The sequence below is a fragment of the Rhodococcus sp. OS5 genome (genome assembly GCF_056837585.1).
Genome location: NZ_CM166368.1, coordinates 833,056 through 856,204, shown reverse-complemented (window position 1 = coordinate 856,204; position 23,149 = coordinate 833,056). Strand labels below are relative to the sequence as shown.

Sequence of the window (23,149 nt, the reverse complement as noted above, 5' to 3'; positions counted from 1 at the left end):
CAAAGGTCCCGTTTGTGGCCGCAATGCTGTAACAAGTGCCCCCAAAATCTGGCGGAACCGGATCGAGTTCTATAACGTGTTCTACTAACAGCTAGAAGGGATGTGAGGTCACAATGGCGCAGATTCGCGAGATCGACGTCGGAACGGTGCAAACTCGTTTCGCCCGCGGTTGGCACTGCCTGGGTCTACTGAAGACCTTCAAGGACGGCAAACCGCACGCGATCGAGGCTTTCGGTACGAAGCTCGTGGTGTTCGCCGACAGCAAGGGCGACATCAAAGTTCTCGACGGATACTGCCGTCATATGGGTGGTGACCTCACACAAGGCGAGGTCAAGGGCGATTCCATCGCCTGCCCCTTCCACGACTGGCGCTGGGGCGGCAACGGCAAGTGCACCGGCATTCCTTATGCCCGCCGCGTGCCTCCGCTCGCACGCACCCGCGCGTGGACGACCCTCGAGCAGAACGGTCAGCTCTTCGTCTGGAACGACCCCGAGGGCAATCCGCCGCCCGAAGAGATCGTGATTCCTCGTATCGAGGGTGCGTACAGCGACGAATGGACCGACTGGACCTGGAACTCCATGGTCATCGAGGGGTCTAACTGCCGCGAGATCATCGACAACGTGGTCGACATGGCGCACTTCTACTACATCCACTACGCCTTCCCGACGTACTTCAAGAATGTCTTCGAAGGTGAGATCGCCACTCAGTACCTCAACACCACGGGCCGTCCCGACATCGGAATGGCCTCCCAGTACGGCGGCGACACGCTGCTTCGCTCCGAAGCTGCGTATTACGGACCGTCGTACATGGTCAATCCCCTGTGGAACAGCTACAGCGGATACGAGGTCGAGAGTGTTCTGATCAACTGCCACTACCCGATCAGCCCGGACTCGTTCGTGCTGCAGTGGGGCGTGACGGTGAAGAAGCCGACGGGTGTCTCCGACGAGATGGCCGACAAGTTGGCCGGCAAGTTCACCGAGGGCATCAGCGAGGGATTCCTGCAGGACGTCGCGATCTGGAAGAACAAGACCAAGATCGAGAATCCCCTTCTCTGCGAAGAAGACGGCCCCGTCTACCAGCTACGACGCTGGTACGAGCAGTTCTACGTGGACAAGGCCGACGTCACCGAGAAGATGACGCAGCGCTTCGAGTTCGAGGTGGACACCACCAAGGCAAACGAAGCCTGGCACGCCGAGGTCGAGGAAAACCTCGCACGCCAGAAGGCCGAGAAGGAAGCTGCAGCAGAAGCGGCAAAGAAGGAAGCAGAGGTCTAGTCGTGAGCGCCTCGATCGGAACCGACGCACGGTGGGCTCGTTGGGCCAAGGCACCGGACTTTGCCGGGCAAACGGAACGGCTCGAGGCGATCGCGGCCCAGACGATCGAGGACAAGCACGAATACCTCGACTCGGGTCTGCAGGAAGTCGACTGCAAGGCATGCGGCGCGTGCGTACTGGTTCGCAAGAACACGTACAAACACACCAGCGTTCAGTGGACTTCCGACCCGGCGCTGCGTTGCCACACCTTCAAAGAGGCAATTGCTTCCGGGCAGTCGTCGGCATTGAAAGACGGATGCCCGAAACTGCACGACAGCATCGCCGACGCGGTTAGGGACGGCACCATCACGGTGCGTGATCCCGAGGTCAGCTGACCTGATTGTGTAGAACGAGGGCCGACCCACGGGTCGGCCCTCGTTTTACGTTCCAGCGCCCGCGCGTCCGTCAGGCAGGCGGTCGCACCTTTCGTGCAGCCACCGCGTAGACGTCGCTCGACGTGGTGAGAGAGTTCTTTCCGCTGGCCGCCGGCACTCCCCCGCGTAGATTCACGGCCCAGTTGAGCGCACCCAGCGGTCCACACCCGCTGGCTCCCGGCGCCGCAAACACCGCATCCGAATGTGGGACTGCCGGGAACACTGCACCGGGGAACTCACCGATAGGTTCCGACGGAGGGTTTCCGGTTGTGGTCAGGTGAAGGTTGATCGGATTCGAAACCGAACCGATGTAGCAATCGTCACCGAGCAAGGGATTAGACAGTTTCAATCGAACAGGCATGGTGAGTTCCTGCTCGAGAACCTTCAGATCCGGGACTCCCACCGATTCCACTGTCGCGCTGATCTGAGTCAGTCCCAGCGGAGTATCGATCCCGAGAGCACCTCCGGGTACCGAAATCGGATTGGAATAGACCCCGTTGGACCCGTCCTGCTTGGCGACGAACGTCTCGATGAAACTGTTGTCCGACTGGGTCGCGTATTTCACTCCGCCCGCAACCTTGAGGCTTCCGTCCGGGATCGGCACCGAAAGTGCGCCCAATTTCATGGTCCCTCCGCGAACTACGACGCTGGCGCACGTCGTCACCTCGAGATCCTCGATCGGGCACGTGCCCCAACCGTCGAAGGTCAACGGATCAACCGCTGCCGCACCGGAGGAACCGAGCGATCCGCTGCCGGAAGACCCTGACGATGATTCGTCGGCAATTGCCACACCTGCACCGGCCATGACAAATGTTGCAACTAGCGCGACTGTCGACATCACTCGAGATTTGTTGCGGCTCTTCATCTTCGAATTCCTCCACCGTTGACGGAAATTCACGCGAGCCACCCCCTGCGGATCGCACCTCGATCTACGCCCGGCACGCTACCGAGAAGTGAGACGCGGATTCACACATAACGACGATATTTCCCACCAAAGAACTACGGCGATCACGCTCGATCGAACTTCCGTCCTAGCCCGGAAACCGTATCGATCCTGTCGGCTCAGTTCGGTTCGACTGTGCCCGAACCGATGACCTGATCGAGGAACGGCCCGAACATCTCCCCCAGGTTCTCGGCGATCTGATCGGGGGTACCGAAAGACAACGTCACGTGACTGATCGCCAGACGCACTATCGTGCTGCCGAACATCTCGGCATGGATGCGGTCGACGTTCGCCCAACTGGTCATGAAGATCTCGGCCAACCTCGCGCTCGCATGTTCGAGCAGCGGAGTCCCGTCAGTGGTGACCAAGCTCAGCAGGTCGTGCTGCGGCCGGGGACCGACAATGCTGACCACCATCGGATCCCGGGCACCGGCGTCGAAGAAGGCACGGAAGGCTGCCGAGACCGCGCCCCGCGGATCCGAATGATGGAGCGTTACTTCGCGTTCCACCTCTTCGAGGAACTCGTCAACGAAACGGATGAGGTATCCGGACGCCAATCCCTGGCGGGACGTGAACTCCTTGTACAACGTCTGCCGGCTCATGCCCGCAGCTTCCGCGATATGCGCCATCGTGATGTCGTTCCACGATTTCTCGGTCAAGAGTTCGCGTGTGGCGTCGAGCGCTGACGCACGGAGGAGTTGACGAGCTGCCTCGTGGTACGGGACACGGGCACGAGCGGTGGACATATCGGGAAGATTTCCATCGCCCGTGCTCGGTGTCAAAACGGTGGACACGCAAGCCACAGAAGTCACGAGTGCACTCAGAGCACCGGTGAGGCGACAAGACCCGCCGCAAGTTCGGTCAGATCCCTGTTTGTATCGGCGAGTACGTCGGCGCTGATGTCCGGGGAGCGTTCGATAAGGGTTCGGACGGCACGAATGTCCTTCGGCCGGCCCACGCTCACAGCACCGACGATATTTCCGTCGCGCATGCAGATCGCAGTGAAGTCATAGGAGTCCAAGTCTCCTCGAACAATCACGGTGTCGTCCGCGCCTGGCCAACCCGCTACTTGAATGTTGCGGCCGAATTGGTTCGACCAACTCCAAGGGACGGATTCGAAGGGTTCTTCCTTCCCGACGATGGTCTTGGCAACTGCAACTGCGTGGTCCTGCGCAGTGTTCCAGTGCTCACCACGGTGCATGCCGCCGAGAAAACCGTTGGGCACGTTGGCCACATCGCCGATCGCGTACACATTATCGACAGACGTCCGGAGGTATCCGTCTACCGAAATCCCGTTGTCCACCGCAATACCCGCCGCAGCAGCCACATCGGTATCGGGCAAGGATCCGATTGCGACGACGGCCAAGTCCGCTGTCCACTCGCGTCCGTCACGCGCACGTGCGGTGACGCCGTCGGCACCCGTCGTGAGCGTCTCGAGGTCAACTCCCGTCTGCAAGGCGACGCCCGCCGAGGCGTGCAGCGCGGCGATCTTCTCCGCTATCGACGGTGGAAGCAGCCTGGACAGGGGCACCGGTTGCGCTTCGAGAACCTGCACACTGCAACCCAAGTCGCGTGCCGTTGACGCCACCTCCGATCCGATCAAGCCACCGCCGACCACCAAAAGCGAGGATCCTTCGATCAGCTGGGATTGCAAGCGTCGCATGTCTGCGATATCCCGAAGATAGTGAACGCGCTCAGAATCTTCCGCGGTCAACCGTCGGGACCGTCCACCCGTGGCAAGAATCAGAACGTCGTAGTCGATGCTGTCACCGTCGGCTAAAAGTACTGTGCGGGAATCTGTGTCGATACTCGTGACAGTTGCGCCGATCCGAAGATCGATACTCTGCTCGGTCCAGAAAGTCGACGGCCGCAACCGAGCCCGATCGATCGACGCTTTCCCGGACAGTAGCTCCTTCGACAGCGCTGGGCGGCGATACGGCTCCTCAGGTTCGCTGCCGATCAGGATGATGCTGCCGCCGAACCCTTCCTTGCGCAAAGCCTGCGCCGCACCGGAACCGGCGATACCCGTGCCCACGATCACGACGGTCCGGGTGTCGGGCTCGCTGACCGCTGTCATCAGCGGTCCACCTCCACCATTTCGAAATCGACTTTGGCAGCACCACAATCGGGGCAGGACCAGTCTTCGGGAATCTCGTCCCAGCGAGTACCCGGCTCGATACCGTCGTCGGGCCAGCCGATCGCTTCGTCGTACTCGAACCCGCACTGGAGGCAGCGGAACAATTTGTATGCAGTGGCAGTCTCGGACATCGGTTTTCCTTTCACCGGTGGGTAATTCGATCAGGATTGCGTGACGAGGGTGAAGTCGACCTTCTCGCGGACACCGCAGTCGGGGCAGCACCAGTCGTCCGGAATGCTCGACCACGGTGTGCCGGGCGGAAAGCCTTCTCGCGCAGCGCCTGTCGATTCGGTGTACGTGTAGTCGCAGATCGGGCAGATGTAGGCGTTCATGCGTTCACCCCGTAGGCTGCGAGGATCTTGGCCCGCTTCTTCGGCGCGATGTTGACCTGGGTGATGTCACCTCGGTAGTGCTCGAGAACGCGGTGGTCCATCACCTTGCGCCACAGGGGCGGAACTGTGGCGAGCATGATCATGCTGGCGTAGCCGCTCGGGAGCTGAGGGGCCTCTTCCATACTGCGAAGCGCTTGGTAGCGCCGTGTCGGATTCGCATGATGATCGCTGTGCCGCTGCAAGTGATAAAGGAAGACGTTGGTGCAGATGCGATCACTGTTCCAGCTGTGCGCCGGCGTGCATCGCTCGTACCGTCCGCTTGCGGTTTTCTGACGCAGGAGTCCGTAGTGCTCGAGGTAGTTTATCGCTTCGAGCAGCGAAAACCCGATGAACGCCTGGATCACGAGGTACGGCGCGATGCCGATCCCGAACACTGCAAGCGCGACACCGAACAGGACTACAGACATGAGCCAGGCGTTGAGCACGTCGTTCTTGATGCTCCAGTGCGTGGTGCCCAAACGCTCGAAGCGGGTCTTCTCGAGATGCCACGCCGACTTCAATCCCCCGCCGACGCTGCGCGGCCAGAAACCGTAGAGGGTCTCACCGAAGCGCGAGGTCGCCGGATCTTCCGGAGTCGACACTCGCACATGGTGGCCACGGTTGTGCTCGAGGTAGAAGTGACCGTAAGCACTCTGCGCGAGAACGATTTTGGACAACCAGCGCTCGACGCTCTCCTTCTTGTGCCCGAGTTCATGGGCGGTGTTGATGCCGATTCCGGCCGTCACGCCGATCGTCACGGCCAGTCCGATATTGGAGAGGACGCTCAAATCCCAACGCGCCCAGATGTAGCAGGACAGGAAGAAGGCCGTGTACTGCAGCGGCAGATAGGCGTAGGTGCACCACCGGTAGAAGCGGTCGTTCTCGAGTTCGTCGATCACCTCGTCGGGCGGATTCTTCCCGTCCTCACCCGCCAGGATGTCGATGACGGGAATGAGAGCAAACGCGATCAGTGGGCCGGTCCACCAGAAGACATTCCATCCGGTGGCGGTAACAAGCCCCACGGCGATGAAAGTTGCCGATGACGGAATCAGCGCCAACAGCCACAAGTAGCGTTTCCGGTCTCTCCAAGTTGCGAGCCGACCATCTGGCTCGGTGTACACCAACGCCGCCATCGAATTCTCCAGTTCTCGTTCGGATCAGTGAGTGCGTCCTGCGCGGTAATCCGCGACACGAACAACATCTATGTATAGAGAGTGGACAAATGATGGCGTTTTGTCAACGATTTTTGAGGTAAAAGTTTTACAAACACGCAGATTTGTACATCACTAGGATGTGGCGGGAGATCAGCGTTCAAGGAATCGAGGGCGCAAAAGTGCGCCGAAAGGCGCTCGCGCCTCAGGCGGAACGTAGGCCGCCTCGCCATGCCGGGAATACAGGTGGTCGTCCTCGTATCGCGGAAATACGTGGACGTGGTGGTGCCAGACGTCCTGGTTGCCCGCCGGTTCGTTGTGCTGCCGGGTCGAGACGCCGTCGCAGCCGTAGGCTTCACGAATTGCAACAGCCACGGCCTGAACCAGGTCGAAAACCGAGTGCCCGACGCTCGTGGGCAAAGTGTAGAGATTCTCGAAGTGCTCGATCGGCGACACAAGTACGTGGCCGGGGTTGCCCGGCCACCACTTCGGGGAAATCCGAGCGATTGCGTGGTCGGTTCGAGCAACCAGGTCGGTCGACGCGTTGTGCTCGTCGAACTCGCCCAGCGCGAAGCGACAGAACGGGCACCGGTACCCAGGCGGCTCATGATGCAACTCGCCTGCCTTCACGTCGCGATCTTCCCACGACCTCAACGTCTGCGACCCGTGTGGAAAGCCCCAAAATGCCCGATCTGCGCGAATTTCCCCAAAACAAAAGTTCGCGTACCCATACTGAAATGACCGACTGTCCCCGACGTGAGTGGGTCCTCATGGATACCGACGTATTGGTAGCGGGCGCCGGCCCGATCGGATTGACCACCGCGATCGAGCTGCGCAGACGCGGTGTCTCCTGTCGAATAGTCGACCCCCTCGACGAACCGCGGCAATACGCGAAAGCAGTCGGGATTCAGCCACGCACTCTCGAACTCTTCGAGAACATGGGGGTGCTCCGCCAGGCACTCGACGCCTCGACATTGATGCGCGGTCAGATCATGTACACGAACGGCGTCGAGGTCGGCCGCGTCGACCTCACCCTCCCCGACGACGTTCCTTACTGGTTTCTCTGCCTGCCTCAGTACTCGACGGAGCGCATCCTCACCGAGCGCCTCACCGAGTTGGGAACAACCGTCGAACGCGGAGTCGGCCTCACCGCATTCGAACAGTCCGACGACGCCGTCACCTGCACCCTCAGCGACGGCAGCACTGTGACAGCCCGGTACCTGGTGGGTTCCGACGGCGCGCACAGCGTGGTCCGCAAAGGGCTGGGCCTGAGCTTCGAGGGCGGCGCGTTTGCCGAGAGCTACATGCTCGGCGACGTCGAAGTCGACTGGTCGATACCCAGCGGCTACTCCGTCCGCGCCAACCACACCGCCGACGACGGAACCACCGACGATCTACTCGTCTGCATCCCACTTCCCGGACACAAGCGGTACCGCATGTCGATGCTCGTTCCGGACGAGTTGATGCCGGACGAATCGTCGAACAAAGCCGCTGTACAACACGGTTTTTCAACCGGCAAGACACCTGAACTCCATCACATCCAGGCCGTGCTCGACAGACTGTCCCCAGAACCGACAACCGCCTCGATGCTGCGATGGTCCTCGGTCTTCCGCATCAGCCACCGCATCGTCGACGCTTACAGCCGCGGACGGGTTTTTGTCGCCGGCGACGCCGCGCACATCCATCCCCCGACTGGCGCGCAGGGCATGAACACCGGGATCCAGGACGCCCACAATCTTGCGTGGAAGATAGCGCTCGCCGTCAAAGGTGTTGCGAAAGCGGATCTTCTCGAGACCTACGACGCCGAAAGGCGGCCGGTCGGTGAAGAAGTCGTCGGGATGACGGTCCGAAATGCTCGAGAAGGAATCGGTTCGGGAGAGTCCTCCATCGACACGGCAATGCGGCGCCAGGCTCAATTGTTGATCGACTACTCGGAGAGTCCGCTGAACACCGGGCGTAATTCTTCGAGTCCACACGTTCAACCGGGCGAGCGTGCACCCGATGCACGCGGAATGCGCCGAGACGGTGTGCAGTATCCAATTCGGTTGTTCGACTTGCTGTCCGGAGTCGACCACACGTTACTGCTGACTTCGGACGGATCCGCGGAGAGCATCAACAGCTTGGAGAAGGTCGCCGACGCCGCAATTCGATCAGCGCACGGCTTGCTGGACGTCTACGCGATAGTGCCACCGGGAACCGTGACCGTCGACTCGCTGGTGCCGATCATCGAGGACAACGCCTCGCAACTGTGCGCCGCGTATGGGGTCGAAGGTACGGCGGCGCTGGTCATTCGCCCCGACGGCTACCTCGGATTCCGTGGTCACCCGGAGAACGTTTCCGATTACTTCACGAAAGTGTTTGCCGTCAATCAGGAATGAGCGAAGCGAACATCAACCGAATCTCGGGCGAGAGCTTCATCAACTCGACGTATCCACCCAACGGCCCGGCATCGAGGTAGGAGAACTCCATGCCGGCGCCCTCTACCCGACCTTGTTGCACCACCGACATTCCGCGACGCTCGGCCTCGAGCAGCGTCGCCTCGTAATCGCCTGGAACCCAAGCCATGTGATGAACTCCGACGCCGTGAGTCTCCAGGAACTCCGTGTACAGGTTGCGTCCGGACACTGGTTGGATCAACTCGAGCTGTTGGCTGCCCGCATATCCGATCGACACGTGAACGACATAGTCCGCGGGCTCACCTCGATACGTTGTGGTCTCGGGACCAAAGGCGATGTCTGGCATACGTAGCCATCGCTCCACTCCCCACTGCCGAGTGAACTCCTGTTCGGCGGCCTCGATCTCCTCGACCGCCCAGCAGATCTGGAAGATCGGTCCCGAGACCAACGGGGTCATGCCATTTTTCCGTTGTCCACCGAGTAGACGGCCCCGTGTATCGCCGAGGCGTCGTCGGAGGCGACGAAAGCCACCATCTTCGCAACGTCCTCGGCTTCCATCAAGCCACGCGGCGAGGCAACCTTCATGACGAGGTCGAAGTCGACTCCGTCGGGGAAGGTGAATCCGGTGACTTGAGGAGTCATCATGCCGCCGGGGCAGATTGCGTTGACACGCAGAGACTTTCCGGTGAACTCCATCGCCATCGCTCGGGTCAGTCCGATGAGTCCGTGCTTGGCAGCACAGTATCCAGCCGAGTACGCCTGCCCTTCCAGTCCCGCGATCGAGGAGACGTTGACGATGTTGCCGCCCCGTTCCAGCAAGTGCGGCAGTGCTGCTCGGGAAAGGAAGAACGGTCCGTTCAGATTGACCGCAAGGTCATGTGCCCATTCGGAATCCGCAATGTCTGCCGTGTGGCGCAACGAGTGCGATCCCGCCACGTTGACGAGGATGTCGATACCACCGAGTTCGTCGACGCACGCCTGCACGGCCGCATCACACTGAGCGGAATCCGAGACGTCCGTCGCCGCGAAACGACGCTCTCCATCCGCGCCGACCACCTCGACCATCGACTGTCGCAGCTTTTCCTTGTCGCGGGCGATACCGAAAACCTGTGCGCCCCTGCGGTGGAGTATCTCGGCCACCGCGCGCCCCAACCCTGAGGACGCGCCGGTCACCAAGGCCACTTTTCCGGCCAGTACGTCTGCCATGACCTAGGAAGCCGCTGCTTCGCGCTGGAGTTCCAGCGCGATGTCGATCAACTGATCTTCCTGTCCGCCGACCAACTTGCGCTTACCTGCGCGCACCAGCAGTTCCGCGGACGACACTCCGTACCGCTCGGCCTGACGCTCGGCATGCTTGAGGAAGCTCGAGTACACGCCGGCGTAGCCCATCATCAGTGCCTGACGATCGAGCAGGCACTCCTGCGGCATTGCCGGGCGCACAACGTCTTCGGCTGCATCGGCGATCGCGAAGAAGTCGATACCGGTCTTGACTCCGATCTTGTCGCAGACACCGACAAACGCCTCGACCGGGGCGTTGCCGGCGCCGGCACCGAACCGACGGGTACTACCGTCGATCTGCTTGGCTCCCGCACGAACTGCCGCAATGGAATTGGCGACGCCCAGGCCCAGGTTCTCATGTCCGTGGAAGCCGACCTGAGCGTCGTTGCCGAGTTCCTGAACCAGCGCCTCGACGCGATCGGATACCTGCTCGAGCACCAGCGCGCCGGCCGAGTCGACCACGTACACACACTGGCAACCCGCGTCGGCCATGATGCGAGCCTGCTTGGCCAGCTTCTCCGGCGGAATCGAGTGAGCCATCATGAGGAATCCGACTGTTTCGAGTCCACGCTCACGCGCGAGGCCGAAGTGCTGGATGGATACGTCTGCCTCGGTGCAGTGAGTTGCAATGCGGCAGATGGACGCACCGTTGTCCTGTGCGATGACGATGTCGTCCTTGATGCCCAACCCGGGCAGCATCAGGAAGGCGATCTTCGCGTTGGTCGCCGTCTCGACTGCAGCTTTGATCAGTTCCTGCTCGGGAGTCTTCGAGAAGCCGTAGTTGAAGGAGGATCCGCCGAGACCGTCGCCGTGAGTGACCTCGATGACCGGCACTCCGGCTCCGTCGAGGGCACCGACGATGGCTCGTACTTCGTCGACGGTGAACTGATGACGCTTATGGTGGGAGCCGTCGCGCAGCGACGTGTCGGTGACGCGGATGTCCCAGCTCGAATCGAAATGAATCATGTCGCTCATGCCTTCACACTCAGAAGCTTCTGGGCGATTTCCTCGCCCACCTTGGTGGCTGCTGCCGTCATGATGTCGAGGTTGCCCGCGTACGGCGGCAGGAAATCGCCTGCGCCTTCGACCTCGACGAACGTGGTGACCGTTGCATAGCCACCGGAAACGACGCTCGGTTCGTCGAACTGCGGTTCGTTGAGCAACCGGTAGCCGGGCACGTACTGCTGGATGTCCTTGACGACGCGGTGAATGGAGTCGGTGATCGCGGCCTGGTCGGCGTCTTCGGGGATAGCGCAGAAGATTGTGTCGCGCATGATCATCGGCGGGTCCGCGGGGTTGAGGATGATGATCGCCTTGCCGCGCTGTGCGCCGCCGATGGTCTCGATACCGCGGCTGGTGGTCTTGGTGAACTCATCGATGTTCGCGCGAGTTCCCGGGCCGGCGGACAATGATGCAACGGAGGCGACGATCTCGGCGTACGCCACGTCGACGACACGCGACACCGCGTAGACGATCGGAATGGTTGCCTGCCCACCGCAAGTGATCATGTTGACGTTGGGTGCGTCCAGGTGCTCACGCAGGTTCGCGGGCGGAACCACAGCCGGGCCGACCGCGGCCGGAGTCAGGTCGACGGCACGGATACCGGCGGCCTCGTAGCGTGGTGCTGCCTCGCGGTGCACGTATGCCGACGTCGCCTCGAAGACCAGGTCCGGTTTCTCCGCCTGGCTGAGCAACCAGTCGACGCCCTCGGCGGAGGTCTCGAGTCCCATCTTGCGGGCGCGCGCCAATCCTTCACTCTCGGGATCGATTCCGATCATCCATCGCGGTTCGAGCCACTCGGAACGCTGCAGTTTGTACAACAGATCGGTACTGATGTTTCCCGATCCGACGATCGCCACACTTGCCTTGGTCATGACTACTCCTACGTGAACTGAAGAGAGACGGAACCGAGGCCGCTGAACTCGGCTCGGAAGTTGTCGCCTGGATGAGCGTCGATCGCTCGCGTGCACGAACCCGGCAGAACGATGTCGCCGGCCTTGAGCCGAACTCCGAACGTGTCGACCTTCTGCGCCAACCACGCGACAGCGGTGACCGGGTTACCGAGAACCGCATCGCTGCGCCCCTCCGCAATCCGCTCCCCGTTGCAGGTCAGCACCGCGTCGATGGCCTTGATGTCGATGTCCGACGGGCGAACTCGTTCCTTGCCGAGGATGAACCCGGCGGAGGACGCGTTGTCCGCGATGGTGTCCGAGAGGCCGATCTTCCAGTCCTTGATCCGGCTGTCGATCAACTCGATGGACGGCGCATAGGCGACAGTAGCGTCGATGACGTCTTGTTCGGTGCACCCGGCGCCCGGCAGATCTGCTCCCAGAATGAAGGCGACCTCCACCTCGACGCGCGGGAAGCAGAAGCGCGACGTGTCGACCGGACGGTTCTCGAACTCTTCCATCTCGGCGAGCAGGTGACCGTAATCTGGCTCGTCTACGCCCATCATCTGCTGCATCGCCAGTGACGAGAGTCCGACCTTGTGTCCGACCACCTTTGCGCCACCGGCAACACGACGCCGGATGTTGATGAGCTGGATCTCGTAGGCGTCGACGACGTCGATGTCCGGATACGTGGCGATCAGCGGGCTGATCGGAGCGCGATCCCGTTCCGCCGAATCAAGATGGTCGGCAAGTTCGCCGCGGATCTGCGTCGAGAGCATCGTTCAGGCCTTTCCGACTGTGGAGAATGCGGCTGCGTGCTGACCGGCTCGTCGTCCGGAGAACACGCAGTCGGCGAGCGACAAGCCGCTCACATACGAGTTGGAACAGATACCGACCGCGGTACGGCCGGCGGCATACAGACCAGGGATACCCTCCCCGGCCTCGTTTTTCACCATGCCGGACGATTCGTCGACCACCAATCCACCGAGCGTGAGCATCGGGCACGGATTCATCATGTTGGGCTTGATCGAGACGTCGTACATCGTGAACGGCGCAGACAGTATCGGCCTGACGAAGTCTGACGGTTTACCCATCGGATCAGGTTGTCCGGCAGCGGCAGCGGAGTTGTGCGCGTCGACGGTGGCTTGAAGGCCGGCGACGTCTATCCCCGCTTTGCGGGCGACCTCGGCAATGGTGTTGCCACGCACTGCAGTACGCATCATTCCGGTGGTCTGTACCCGCTGGAACCACATCGACTGGTCACTTATCTGCGATTTCGCTTCGCGAACGAGTTCGGAATCTGCCAGCAGCCAACCGATTCCGCTGCTCTTCTCCGCCATCGCCTGACCGAGAGCGGCACCGTAACGGGACTCGTCGACGATTCGCGCACCGGATTCACCCACCAAAATGGAACCGAGAAAAGCACTCGGCGGGACGATGAATCGCCAGGCGGACACATTGCCGAGCTTGTCGGTGGCTCCCCCGGCTTCGATACCGAGGTTGATGCCTTTGCCGTCGTCCCCGGAGGTGCCGAGCGGGATACCGCCCTTGTACGCGGGGGCATGGGTGCGCATCATCTCGCGATTGGACACGAAGCCGCCGGCGCTGAGGATCACGCCGCCGCGTGCCTGGATACGAATCCGCTTGGCGTGCTTCTTCTCGATCTTCGCGATCAGTGCGTCGAGAATCGTGCGCAACTGCGGTGCGTAGACGCCGGGCTTGGAGGACAAGGACCCGAGCGTCGCGTGACGGCGACGAACTCCGGCAGGTGCGTCACGCAGCGTCAGTGCTTCGACGCCGAGCACCCGGCCGTCCTCGATGATCAGCCGGTCCGCTCGCGTCTGGCCGAGCAACTGGACGCCCTTCGCCTCCGCGGACTTCGCGAGCGGGCCGTACAGCATCTTTCCCGACGTGCCACGCCCCTTGGCGCGATGACCACGCGGAGCAGGTTTTGCGATGTCACGGAACCCGCCGGCCGATTCGCTACCCGAGAAGTAGAGGTAGTGCTTGTTGCTCGGGTACGACGTCTTGTACGGACAGAGTGAGGCCTCGAACGGCACGCCGTGACTGCGCAGCCAGTCGATCGACGCCGGGCTCTCGTCGACGAACCGGCGCAGAGTCTGCGGCGTCACCGCGTCACCGACCTCGCGGTTCAGGTAGGCGAGCATGGCTTCGGGACTGTCCTCGACACCGGCTTCCTTTTGAATCACGGTGCCGCCGCCGGCGTAGTAGATTCCTCCGGAAATCGTGCTGGCCCCACCGCCGAGCGCTCGGTCGATCGCCAAAACCGACGAACCGGCCGCTACCGCTTCGAGCGCCGCACTGGCGCCCGCCACACCGAACCCGACCACAAGGACGTCAACCGAAGTATCCCAGGTCACACCGCACCATCCTCAATCTCACTGCAACGTGTTTCGTTATCAATGACAACGTCCGGAAATACTTCCTGGCAGAAAGCATGGACTGACACCCCCATCATTCTATAACGTGTTCTACATGAGCAAGCAGGAATACGACATCGTCGTCGTCGGCAGTGGTGCAGCAGGTATGACAGCGGCCTTGACCGCAGCCCACCAGGGCTTGAGTGTGGTCATCGTGGAGAAAGCCGCCCACTACGGCGGATCGACCGCCCGTTCCGGTGGTGGGGTCTGGATCCCCAACAACGAGGCACTTCAAGCGGACGGTGTCACCGATACACCGGAGGCCGCACGTTCCTACCTGCACAGCATCATCGGCGACGTTGTCGCTCCCGAACGCATCGACACCTATCTCGAGCGCGGTCCCGAGATGCTCTCGTTCGTGTTGAAGAACAGCCCGCTCGAGCTGCAGTGGGTTCCCGGCTACTCCGACTACTACCCGGAAGCACCCGGCGGACGCCTCGGTGGCCGCAGTGTCGAGCCCACCCCGTTCGACGGCAACAAGTTGGGCGCCGACCGCAAGAACCTCGAGCCCGACTACGTCAAGGCCCCCAAGAACTTCGTCATCACCCAGGCCGACTACAAGTGGCTCAACCTGCTGATGCGCAATCCTCGCGGACCCCTGCGCGCCATGAAGGTCGGCATGCGATTCCTCGCAGCGAAGGCCACCAAGAAGGATCTGCTGGTTCGCGGCCAGGCACTGGTCGCCGGTATTCGACTCGGACTTCAGTCCGCCGGAGTACCCATCCTGCTGAACACCCCGCTGACCTCCCTGTACACCGAAGACGGCGCAGTTCGCGGCGTCAACGTCATCGTCGACGGCGAGGAGCAGGTCATCCGCGCTCGCCACGGAGTCGTGTTGGGATCCGGCGGATTCGAGCACAACAAGGAAATGCGTGAGAAGTACCAGCGCGCACCTATCGGCACCGAATGGACCGTCGGCGCGAAGGCAAACACCGGCGACGGTATCCGCGCAGGCCAAGAAGTGGGCGCTGCAGTCGATTTCATGGACGACGCCTGGTGGGGCCCGTCCATTCCGTTGACCGGCGGACCGTGGTTCGCTCTCTCCGAGCGCACCCTCCCGGGCTGCATGATGGTCAACATGTCGGGCAAGCGCTTCGGCAACGAGGCTGCTCCGTACGTCGAGGCGACCCATGCGATGTACGGCGGTGAGTACGGTCAGGGCGAGGGCCCCGGCGAGAACATCCCGACGTGGATGATTCTCGATCAGCGCTACCGCAACCGCTACACGTTTGCCGGTATCACTCCCCGCTCCCCCTTCCCCGGCCGCTGGCTCAAGGCCGGCATCGTGGTCAAGGCGGGAACCATCGCCGAATTGGCAGAGAAGACAGGGCTTCCCGTCGCATCGCTGACCGAAACCGTCGATCGGTTCAACGGCTTCGCGCGCAACGGCAAGGACGAGGACTTCGGACGCGGTGACAGTGGTTACGACGCGTACTACGGCGATCCCCGACTGAAGAACCCCAGCCTCGCCGAAATCAGCAAGGCTCCGTTCTACGCCATCAAGATGGTTCCGGGTGACCTCGGCACCAAGGGTGGTATCTGCACCGACGTCAACGGCCGAGCACTACGCGAAGACGGAAGCGTCATCGACGGCCTCTACGCGGCTGGCAACGCGAGCGCTCCGGTCATGGGCCACACCTACGCCGGACCAGGCGCGACCATCGGTCCCGCAATGACTTTCGGTTACTTGGCCGTACTCGACATCGTCGAGCGTGCGAAGAAGGCCGAGACAACCGAAGCACCTGCAGCTGAAAAGACGGCGGTCGACCATGCCAATTGATCCGAAGATCGCACTCGGCGCCGAGCTTGCGCCACAAGAGTTCTCGTGGACCCCGTCGGACGTGCAGCACTACCACTTGGCATTGGGGGCAGGTGCTCGTCCGCTTGATCCGAACGAGCTTCGATACCTCGACGACGAAAAGCCTCAGGTACTACCCACCTTTGCCACCGTCGCCGCCAACTTCCACGCCACCGAAGCACCGAAGGTGTCGTTCCCCGGCGTCGAAATCGATCTGGCGAAGGTAGTCCACGGGAGCCAGGAAGTCACTGTCCATCAGCCGATCCCGGCAAGTGGAAGTGGCCGCACTACAACTCGAATCGCCGAGGTCTGGGACAAGGGCAAGGCCGCGGTGATCGTGCAGGAATCCGTCACGGTTGACGCCGAGGGCAACCCGCTGTGGACAGCTCGCTCGTCCATTTTCGCCCGCGGCGAGGGTGGTTTCGGGGGTGAACGTGGTCCGTCGGAGTCGATTACGCTTCCGGATCGCGAAGCAGATGAGACAGTGGTGACGCCTGTGCTTCCACAGCAGGCTTTGCTGTACCGGATGTGTGGTGATCGGAATCCGTTGCACTCGGATCCGCAATTCGCCTCCGCGGCAGGCTTTCCAGCGCCTATCCTGCATGGACTGTGTACTTACGGAATGGTCTGCAAGACCGCAGTGGATACCATGCTCGACGGCGACAGCAGTCGGGTAGCCGGATTTCGGGCCCGCTTTGCCGGGGTCGTATTTCCCGGCGAGAACTTGAGTATCCAGATCTGGAAAGACAATGGGCGACTCCTGATCTCAGCTTCTGTATTGGAGCGCGAAGCTCCTGCCCTGGCTGACGTAGTTCTCACTCTTGTCTGATACCAACCTGTCTGATACCCACCTGTTAGAACTCACCGTAGTTCTCGAACCCGATGGAGTAGCCCGAAGATGACGGCACAAGACGAAAAGTTCCGACTGTCCCGACGAGGTTTCATGGCCGCTGGAGCCGGCGCCGTGGCAGCGACCGCATTCGCCGGCTGGACGCCGGCCTACGCCGTCCCCGCCGGCTCTTCCGGCTCCGCGGGTGGTCCTGTCTCCACCCTCACGCCGCCGCCTGCCTTCCCCGAAGGCATCGCGCTGTACCAGCAGGCATATCAGAACTGGTCCAAGGAGATCATGCTCGACGCGATCTGGACCTGTTCGCCCAAGACGCCCGAAGACGTAGTCCGCCTCGCGAACTGGGGCCATGCCAACGGCTACACCATTCGTCCCCGCGGTGCCATGCACGGCTGGACGCCGCTGACCATCGTCAACGGTGCGCCGGTCGACAAGGTCATCCTCGCCGACACCACGGTCCACCTCACCGGAGTCTCCGTCAACGCCGGTGGCAGCCCAGCCACCGTCACCGCAGGACCCGGCGCGACCCTCGACGCCATCACGACCGCACTGCAGGCACAGGGCCTCGGGTTCGCGAACCTGCCGGCGCCGGGTGTGTTGACCATTGCCGGCTGCCTCGCCGTCGACGCTCACGGCGCAGCTCTTCCCGCCGAAGGCGAAGCACACGTTCCCGGACAGACTTTCGGCTCACTCTCCAACCTCGTCACGTCGCTGACCGCAGTGGTCTGGAACGGCAGCGAGTACGCGCTGAAGACGTATGCACGTAGCGACGCGGCGATCAAGCCGCTGCTGACTCACCTCGGACGCACCTTCCTCACCTCCGTCACCTTGCAGGCCGCCCCCAATTACCGCATGCGCTGCGTCAGCCACACCGACATCGGTTGGCAGGAACTCTTCGGCGCCCGCGGAGCGTCCGGACGCACCTTCGAGAAGTTCGTCCGCGAAAACGGTCGCGCAGAAGCAATCTGGTACCCCTTCACCGAACGCCCGTGGATGAAGGTGTGGTCACTTGCCCCCACCAAGCCGCCGTTCTCGCGTGAGGTGACCGGACCGTACAACTACATCTTCTCCGACAACCTCCCGGAGCCGGTCACCGACATGATCGGCCAGATCAACTCCGGAAACCCGGGCATCGCACCGGCATTCGGGCAGATCATGTACGCCACCACCGTTGCCGGACTCGCCGCGACGTTCTCCAACGACCTGTGGGGATGGTCCAAGGACGTCCAGTTCTACATCCGGGCCACCACCCTTCGTCTGACCGAGGGCGGCGGAGCCGTCATCACCTCGCGCGCCAACATCGGCCAGGTCATCCACGACTTCACCCAGTGGTTCAACGGTCGCATGGAGTACTACCGCTCTATCGGACAGTTCCCCCTCAACGGCCCCGTCGAAATCCGTTGCTGCGGCCTCGATCAACCGTCGGATGTCGAGGTCGACTCGGCAGGCGCCCCCACCATCTCGGCCATGCGCCCTCGGCCCGACCATCCGGAATGGGACACCGCCATCTGGCTCAACGTCCTCGGCGTCCCCGGAACCCCCGGCATGTTCGCGTTCTACCGCGAAATGGAACAGTGGATGCGTAATCACTACAACAACAACGACGCCACCTTCCGCCCCGAGTGGTCCAAGGGCTGGGCGTTCGGCCCCGACAAGCCGTACACCGACACCCCGATCATCACCCAGGGCCTCCCCCAGACCTACCGCGACGGCGTCCCATCGAGCGACAACTGGGACACCGCCAACGCCGCATTCAACGCGTTGGATCCGCACAAGGTCTTCAGCAACACCTTCCTGGACCAGTTGCTGCCTTGAGGTTCAAGTACTGAGCGCACACTCTGACAACTCGACGGTCGTCGCCACTCCCCTTACTTTCGGGAGTGCGGCGGCCGTCGTGCGTTGCAGTGAGCGGGATGAAGGAGTCCCCCCCGCATCCCGACGAGGCAGCTGCCTCAATCGCGATCAGGATGGATCGCCTCGTGCATACTTTCCACTGCCCTGGCGTGAGTTGAGAGCTCGGACCGAGCCGACCGAATCGTGGCGCTGTCGCTGCGTGCCCCCGGCTCGGACGACGACGAGTCCTCTCCGGGGTTCGGCGCGCCATCAGCTGGATGCTCGGAGGAGCCGGTGCGCTCTTCCCTCTCCGCGCGGGCGCGCAACAACGACTCGGACTTCGGGGTATTTCGCATCGGAGCATTGTCCCAGATCCATCTCCTATGACTCACATTGAGCGCTCTCACCCCCGGCGACCAGGCCGTTCCTGAATATCAACACCTAGAATGTTCGCAACAAAATATCTACAGCGGTCAGGGTAGACATTCTCGCGAGGCTGTTGTATCTTTTTTCTCGTAGCAAGGAACGAGTCAAGAGATGCGGGAGAGATGAACTACCCGCAAGCAGTACCGCAGGGCAGGGACGTGCCGGGGCCGAATTCGTGTGTGAGTGTGTAGTCGGACCCGGCACCCCCCTTCAAAGCGGCTACCGGATGTCTTGTGCGAGTCCGGAAGTTCGAAAGAATGCAGTTATGTAAGTAAGTTCAACCCCATCCGGCCCCCGGCGCTCCTCGCGCCGGGGGCCCCGTCCGTTCAGCGAAAGAAGCGAGCCATTCCGGCAGATACACCACCGGGGGACCCCTCCGGCAGATTCGACGACGAGAACTATCCTGCGTACAGCATGGGACATGCGGCCGAGATCCTCGGTGTCAGGCAAGCTTTCCTTCGTAGCCTCGATGCCGCGAAACTGCTTACCCCACAACGCTCTGAGGGCGGACATCGCCGCTACTCCCGCTACCAGCTGCGCATCGCAGCCCGCGCGCACGAACTCGTAGCCAACGGCACGGCGCTCGACGCGGCTTGCCGCATCATCATCCTCGAAGACCAACTCACCGAAGCCCGTCGCATCAACGCCGAGCTTCAGCAAGCGCAGGACCTGCGAGAGGAACCGGACGCGGCACCCGAATGAGGACTGCACTGGAACAGCAGTTGCGCCTACACGGTCGATCTGACCCCTCCTCCTTCCAACTGCGGTAAATTCGGCCAATTGGGACATTGCTCGGCGTCGGTTGCTCGATTTCCACATCGAAGGGATCGCAGGCATGACTTCCTCCCACCACCGCGCTCGGGTGCGGCTGTCTGCTCTGTCGATCGCCTTGACCGTTGCCATTGCAACCGCTGCGTGCAGTTCCGACGATGACTCCGCAACAAACACGGGCAGCGCCTCTCGCAGCACCTCGAGCAGTCGGGAATCCACCGAGATCACGGACATCGTCCGCCGCCAAGTGGCCGACTTGGGCCTCAGTGCCGCTGTGTTCGGGGTGTGGCGAGGCGACGACGAAGTTGCTCTCGGCGCCGTCGGAGAGTCCCCTGTCGGAGTTCCGGCGACAACCGACATGCTGTTGCGCGTCGGCCAACCGATGGAACCGATGCTCTCGACAGTCCTGCTGCAACTCGACGAAGAGGGAACGCTTCCCCTCGATCAACCGATCGCGAAGTGGGAACCGAACTTTCCACGCGCAGACACCATCACTCCGCGAATGCTGGCCAACAGCACGTCGGGCATCTCCGACTACGTGACCGATCCACAGTTCCTCAAACTCTTCACGGACAACCCGATGAAGGGCTGGACTTCTCGAGAGATCCTGGATCTTGCCAACTCCCGCCCGCCGTTGTTCGAACCCGGCACCAGTTGGGCGTACGCGCACAGCGACCTGACGCTGCTCGGCGACGTCATGGAGAAAGCGACTGGAAAACCGCTGGGCGAACTACTTCAGCAGCGCGTCTTCGATCCACTCGGGATGGATCACAGCAGCGTTGTACTCACGTCGCAGATGGACGAACCGATCCTGCACGGTTACACCAATGAACGTGGAGTATTCGAAGACTCCACTTTCTGGAATCCGACGGCGTTCCTGCACAGCGGAAACATGAACGCGCCTGTCGCCGACGTCGGAAAGTGGGTGCGCGCGCTGGGAACGGGAGAGTTACTCTCCGACAAGGCTTTCGAGCAGCAGATGGCGCCGACGACTGCGGGCTTGGGAAGTATGACGGCGGACAAGTTCTTTTCCTTCGGGACCGGGCACCTCGACGGCTGGCTGGTGATGAACCCGTCGTACGGCGGTTACAACGGTCTCGCGCTCTACTACCCCGATTCGAAGACGACGATCGTCGTCTACGCCACACTCGGGCCGACAACCAACGCGGACCTCAACAACACCGTGTCGATGGGGAAGGAGATCGGAACCCTCCTCGAGCCGGATCACCCGCCGCAGGTACCGACGCCGTGACGCCCCACACACGCTGGTAGTAAACAGCGCCGGTCGGCAACTTCCTGTTTACGCACGGATTACCTCCAGGACTTATCGCCCCATCACCATTCTCTTCAGTACCGAACGAAACGCGTCGGACCGCGGGTTGTCTCGCCAGTGAACGAGAACGTAGATAGATGGGGACAGGCCCGATGAGGAAATACGCGATGTCAGTGGCATGCACGGTTGCAGTCACAGCGGGGGTGACTCTTGTGATGTCGGTACCTGCCGGAGCGGACCCGAATGACGGTGGGTCGTGCCCGGCCGGTGCGGTATTCGCGGTCGGCGGAACGTGGGATCCGACGGGACAAACGACGCAACCCGTCACCGACCGCTACGTCGCCCAGGGTTACGCCTCCAAGCCGGTGACCTACCCCGCCAGCTTCTGGCCGCTCGGCGAACAGACATACGACCAGAGCGTTGCCGCCGGCGCCCAGACGCTTCGCACCGAAGTCAACGCTTTCCACGCTCAGTGCCCGGGCAGCGAGATCGTCGTCACCGGATACTCACAGGGAGCACGGATTGCCGGCGACGTTCTCGGTGACATCGCACGTGACGGATCCATTCCCCAATCGCAAGTCGAAGGCGTCCTCTACGCCGACCCTCGCAACTCGGCCGGGGGCATCGAAACCGTAGTGCCCAATGTCGTTCCGGGAGCGACGATGTCCGGAGCACGCGGCGGATTCGGAGACATCGCAGTGCAGGAAGTCTGCATCGAGGGTGACGGCATCTGCAACATGCCCAAGCCGCGTGATGCGCCCGAGGTGTTCGTGGATTCGGTCTTCGGCTACTTCACGAAGCACAACACCTACACGCCGATGATGTCCGAGCCCGCTCCGCCTGCTCCCCCGGCGCTGCCGCAGACACCGTCGGTGCCACTGCAACCGGCTGACGTCGCCACTGCGATCGTGACACGGGTCGTCGAGAACATCACTCCGTATCTGAGCGCTGCACTCGCCACCGTGCTGACGAAGTAACGCGACACCGCTTGTTCGGCTGACTGAAAGTCGACCGATTCGTACAAGTCGAGGACCACCCGCGCCGTGCACCATCGAATACATGCTCACCCTCATCGTAAGATACGGGTACGTCCCGTTCATGCTCTTGGGAATCAACGGAGCCGCAATCGCGCTGGCGGCATCCGGTGCGCCGAAATGGTCACTGGTGGCATTGATTCTCTTCGCAGTGGTCTGCTCTTTCGCGGCCGAACGGGCGCTTCCCTACGAATCTTCGTGGAATGCCCCGGGACCGGACAGGTTTCGCGACGCTGTCCATGCGTTTGTCAACGAATCCCTCATCTTGGTCAGCGTCGCGGTAATCCCGTTGATGGCCGCGGTGATTCCGTTCGACGGGCTGTGGCCGAGCGGTCTTCCGTTTGTCCTTCAGGTCGTCTTCGCAGTGTTGGTTGCCGATTTCGGCATCACCGTGGTGCATTTGATCAGCCACAAGGTTGGATGGTTGTGGCGTTTCCACGCGGTTCATCACAGCCTCGAACGGTTCTACGGTATGAACGGACTGATGAAGCACCCCGTGCATCAGACTTTCGAAACCGCCGGTGGCGTCCTGCCACTGATCCTCCTCGGGATGCCCGCTCCAGTTGCCTCGGCGCTCGCGGTTTGTGTCGCTGTCCAACTCCTGCTTCAGCATTCGAATGCCGACTACCGCATCGGCCCCCTGCGTCCGATACTCGCCCTCAACGCCGGCCACCGATTCCATCACCTGAAGTGGGCGGGAATCGGTGACGTCAATTTCGGTTTGTTCACTCTGATCTGGGATCACCTGTTCCGCACTTATTCTTTCGATCCGGAAAAGCGCTTCAGCAGTGACGATCTCGGAATGGCGGCCAAGCCCGACTACCCGGACGACTACCTCGGCCAGTTGGCCGAACCGTTCCGGAGACAGAACTGA

24 protein-coding genes are annotated in these 23,149 nt (G+C 61.9%); 10 read left to right on the top strand and 14 right to left on the bottom strand.

The annotated features are described in order from the left end of the window. Positions 1–113 precede the first annotated feature (113 nt). A complete protein-coding gene (locus ACVZUB_RS04010; RefSeq protein WP_003945847.1) occupies positions 114–1,274 on the top strand; it encodes a 3-ketosteroid-9-alpha-monooxygenase, oxygenase component in 1,161 nt (386 codons plus the stop codon). A 2-nt stretch (positions 1,275–1,276) separates the two neighbouring features. Further along, positions 1,277–1,648: a hypothetical protein gene (locus ACVZUB_RS04005; RefSeq protein ID WP_003945499.1), complete on the top strand. Its 372-nt coding sequence runs from the start codon at positions 1,277–1,279 to the stop codon at positions 1,646–1,648. A gap of 70 nt (positions 1,649–1,718) precedes the next feature. Here ACVZUB_RS04005 and ACVZUB_RS04000 read toward each other — a convergent pair whose 3' ends face one another. The 7 genes from ACVZUB_RS04000 to ACVZUB_RS03970 all read right to left on the bottom strand — a co-directional run bounded on the left by ACVZUB_RS04000 (position 1,719) and on the right by ACVZUB_RS03970 (position 6,919). Continuing rightward, complete coding sequence (locus ACVZUB_RS04000; RefSeq protein WP_063315036.1) at positions 1,719–2,552, bottom strand: hypothetical protein; 834 nt, start codon at positions 2,550–2,552, stop codon at positions 1,719–1,721. 197 nt (positions 2,553–2,749) lie between these two features. After that, complete coding sequence (locus tag ACVZUB_RS03995; protein ID WP_007734097.1) at positions 2,750–3,376, bottom strand: TetR/AcrR family transcriptional regulator; 627 nt, start codon at positions 3,374–3,376, stop codon at positions 2,750–2,752. Positions 3,377–3,450: 74 nt separating this feature from the next. Continuing rightward, complete coding sequence (locus ACVZUB_RS03990; protein ID WP_063315037.1) at positions 3,451–4,707, bottom strand: NAD(P)/FAD-dependent oxidoreductase; 1,257 nt, start codon at positions 4,705–4,707, stop codon at positions 3,451–3,453. After that, positions 4,707–4,898, bottom strand: coding sequence for a rubredoxin (locus ACVZUB_RS03985; protein WP_007734094.1), 192 nt, complete (start codon positions 4,896–4,898; stop codon positions 4,707–4,709). Before ACVZUB_RS03985 ends, ACVZUB_RS03990 begins: the two co-directional genes overlap by 1 nt. A gap of 30 nt (positions 4,899–4,928) precedes the next feature. Continuing rightward, the gene (locus ACVZUB_RS03980; protein ID WP_007734092.1) at positions 4,929–5,099 is read right to left on the bottom strand and encodes a rubredoxin; all 171 of its coding nucleotides are present in this window, start codon (positions 5,097–5,099) and stop codon (positions 4,929–4,931) included. Then, a complete protein-coding gene (locus ACVZUB_RS03975; protein ID WP_003945652.1) occupies positions 5,096–6,271 on the bottom strand; it encodes an alkane 1-monooxygenase in 1,176 nt (391 codons plus the stop codon). The genes ACVZUB_RS03980 and ACVZUB_RS03975 overlap by 4 nt, the downstream gene beginning before the upstream one ends. Before the next feature lie 171 nt (positions 6,272–6,442). Next, the gene (locus ACVZUB_RS03970; protein WP_054826824.1) at positions 6,443–6,919 is read right to left on the bottom strand and encodes an HIT family protein; all 477 of its coding nucleotides are present in this window, start codon (positions 6,917–6,919) and stop codon (positions 6,443–6,445) included. 140 nt (positions 6,920–7,059) lie between these two features. On the opposite strand from ACVZUB_RS03970, the gene ACVZUB_RS03965 reads away from it, so the two are divergent. Next, entirely contained in the window at positions 7,060–8,667 is a 1,608-nt protein-coding gene (locus ACVZUB_RS03965; RefSeq protein ID WP_063315038.1) for an FAD-dependent monooxygenase, read from the top strand. Here the strand turns inward: ACVZUB_RS03965 and ACVZUB_RS03960 are convergent. Genes ACVZUB_RS03960 through ACVZUB_RS03935 form a run of 6 tightly spaced genes read right to left on the bottom strand, consistent with a single transcriptional unit; the run spans position 8,654 to position 14,233 of the window. Continuing rightward, positions 8,654–9,142, bottom strand: a complete 489-nt coding sequence (locus ACVZUB_RS03960) for a VOC family protein (protein WP_058227278.1) — start codon at positions 9,140–9,142, stop codon at positions 8,654–8,656. The genes ACVZUB_RS03965 and ACVZUB_RS03960 overlap by 14 nt on opposite strands. Then, a complete protein-coding gene (locus ACVZUB_RS03955; protein ID WP_003945607.1) occupies positions 9,139–9,891 on the bottom strand; it encodes an SDR family NAD(P)-dependent oxidoreductase in 753 nt (250 codons plus the stop codon). Before ACVZUB_RS03955 ends, ACVZUB_RS03960 begins: the two co-directional genes overlap by 4 nt. Before the next feature lie 3 nt (positions 9,892–9,894). Continuing rightward, positions 9,895–10,938, bottom strand: coding sequence for a 4-hydroxy-2-oxovalerate aldolase (dmpG, locus tag ACVZUB_RS03950; RefSeq protein ID WP_007734084.1), 1,044 nt, complete (start codon positions 10,936–10,938; stop codon positions 9,895–9,897). After that, positions 10,935–11,837, bottom strand: coding sequence for an acetaldehyde dehydrogenase (acetylating) (locus tag ACVZUB_RS03945; protein WP_054826815.1), 903 nt, complete (start codon positions 11,835–11,837; stop codon positions 10,935–10,937). Before ACVZUB_RS03945 ends, dmpG begins: the two co-directional genes overlap by 4 nt. A gap of 8 nt (positions 11,838–11,845) precedes the next feature. After that, complete coding sequence (locus ACVZUB_RS03940; protein ID WP_042449395.1) at positions 11,846–12,631, bottom strand: 2-keto-4-pentenoate hydratase; 786 nt, start codon at positions 12,629–12,631, stop codon at positions 11,846–11,848. 3 nt (positions 12,632–12,634) lie between these two features. Next, positions 12,635–14,233 carry an FAD-binding protein gene (locus tag ACVZUB_RS03935; RefSeq protein ID WP_063315039.1) on the bottom strand — a complete coding sequence of 533 codons (1,599 nt, stop codon included), beginning with the start codon at positions 14,231–14,233 and terminating at the stop codon, positions 12,635–12,637. 115 nt (positions 14,234–14,348) lie between these two features. On the opposite strand from ACVZUB_RS03935, the gene kstD reads away from it, so the two are divergent. The 3 genes from kstD (at position 14,349) to ACVZUB_RS03920 (ending at position 18,753) form a co-directional block, all read left to right on the top strand. Beyond that, a complete protein-coding gene (kstD, locus tag ACVZUB_RS03930; protein WP_007734077.1) occupies positions 14,349–16,073 on the top strand; it encodes a 3-oxosteroid 1-dehydrogenase in 1,725 nt (574 codons plus the stop codon). Beyond that, the gene (locus ACVZUB_RS03925; protein WP_003945880.1) at positions 16,063–16,920 is read left to right on the top strand and encodes a MaoC/PaaZ C-terminal domain-containing protein; all 858 of its coding nucleotides are present in this window, start codon (positions 16,063–16,065) and stop codon (positions 16,918–16,920) included. Before kstD ends, ACVZUB_RS03925 begins: the two co-directional genes overlap by 11 nt. Before the next feature lie 69 nt (positions 16,921–16,989). Further along, complete coding sequence (locus tag ACVZUB_RS03920; protein ID WP_007734073.1) at positions 16,990–18,753, top strand: cholesterol oxidase substrate-binding domain-containing protein; 1,764 nt, start codon at positions 16,990–16,992, stop codon at positions 18,751–18,753. Between the two features lie 137 nt (positions 18,754–18,890). Here ACVZUB_RS03920 and ACVZUB_RS03915 read toward each other — a convergent pair whose 3' ends face one another. Further along, complete coding sequence (locus ACVZUB_RS03915) at positions 18,891–19,127, bottom strand: hypothetical protein (protein ID WP_125050305.1); 237 nt, start codon at positions 19,125–19,127, stop codon at positions 18,891–18,893. Between the two features lie 484 nt (positions 19,128–19,611). Here ACVZUB_RS03915 and ACVZUB_RS03910 point away from each other — a divergent pair, with 484 nt between their 5' ends. The 4 genes from ACVZUB_RS03910 to ACVZUB_RS03895 all read left to right on the top strand — a co-directional run bounded on the left by ACVZUB_RS03910 (position 19,612) and on the right by ACVZUB_RS03895 (position 23,149). After that, complete coding sequence (locus ACVZUB_RS03910; protein ID WP_003945791.1) at positions 19,612–19,899, top strand: MerR family transcriptional regulator; 288 nt, start codon at positions 19,612–19,614, stop codon at positions 19,897–19,899. Between the two features lie 133 nt (positions 19,900–20,032). Continuing rightward, positions 20,033–21,220, top strand: a complete 1,188-nt coding sequence (locus ACVZUB_RS03905; RefSeq protein WP_063315160.1) for a serine hydrolase domain-containing protein — start codon at positions 20,033–20,035, stop codon at positions 21,218–21,220. Positions 21,221–21,408: 188 nt separating this feature from the next. Continuing rightward, positions 21,409–22,218: a PE-PPE domain-containing protein gene (locus tag ACVZUB_RS03900; RefSeq protein ID WP_003945630.1), complete on the top strand. Its 810-nt coding sequence runs from the start codon at positions 21,409–21,411 to the stop codon at positions 22,216–22,218. Positions 22,219–22,300: 82 nt separating this feature from the next. Beyond that, positions 22,301–23,149, top strand: coding sequence for a sterol desaturase family protein (locus ACVZUB_RS03895; RefSeq protein WP_482628155.1), 849 nt, complete (start codon positions 22,301–22,303; stop codon positions 23,147–23,149).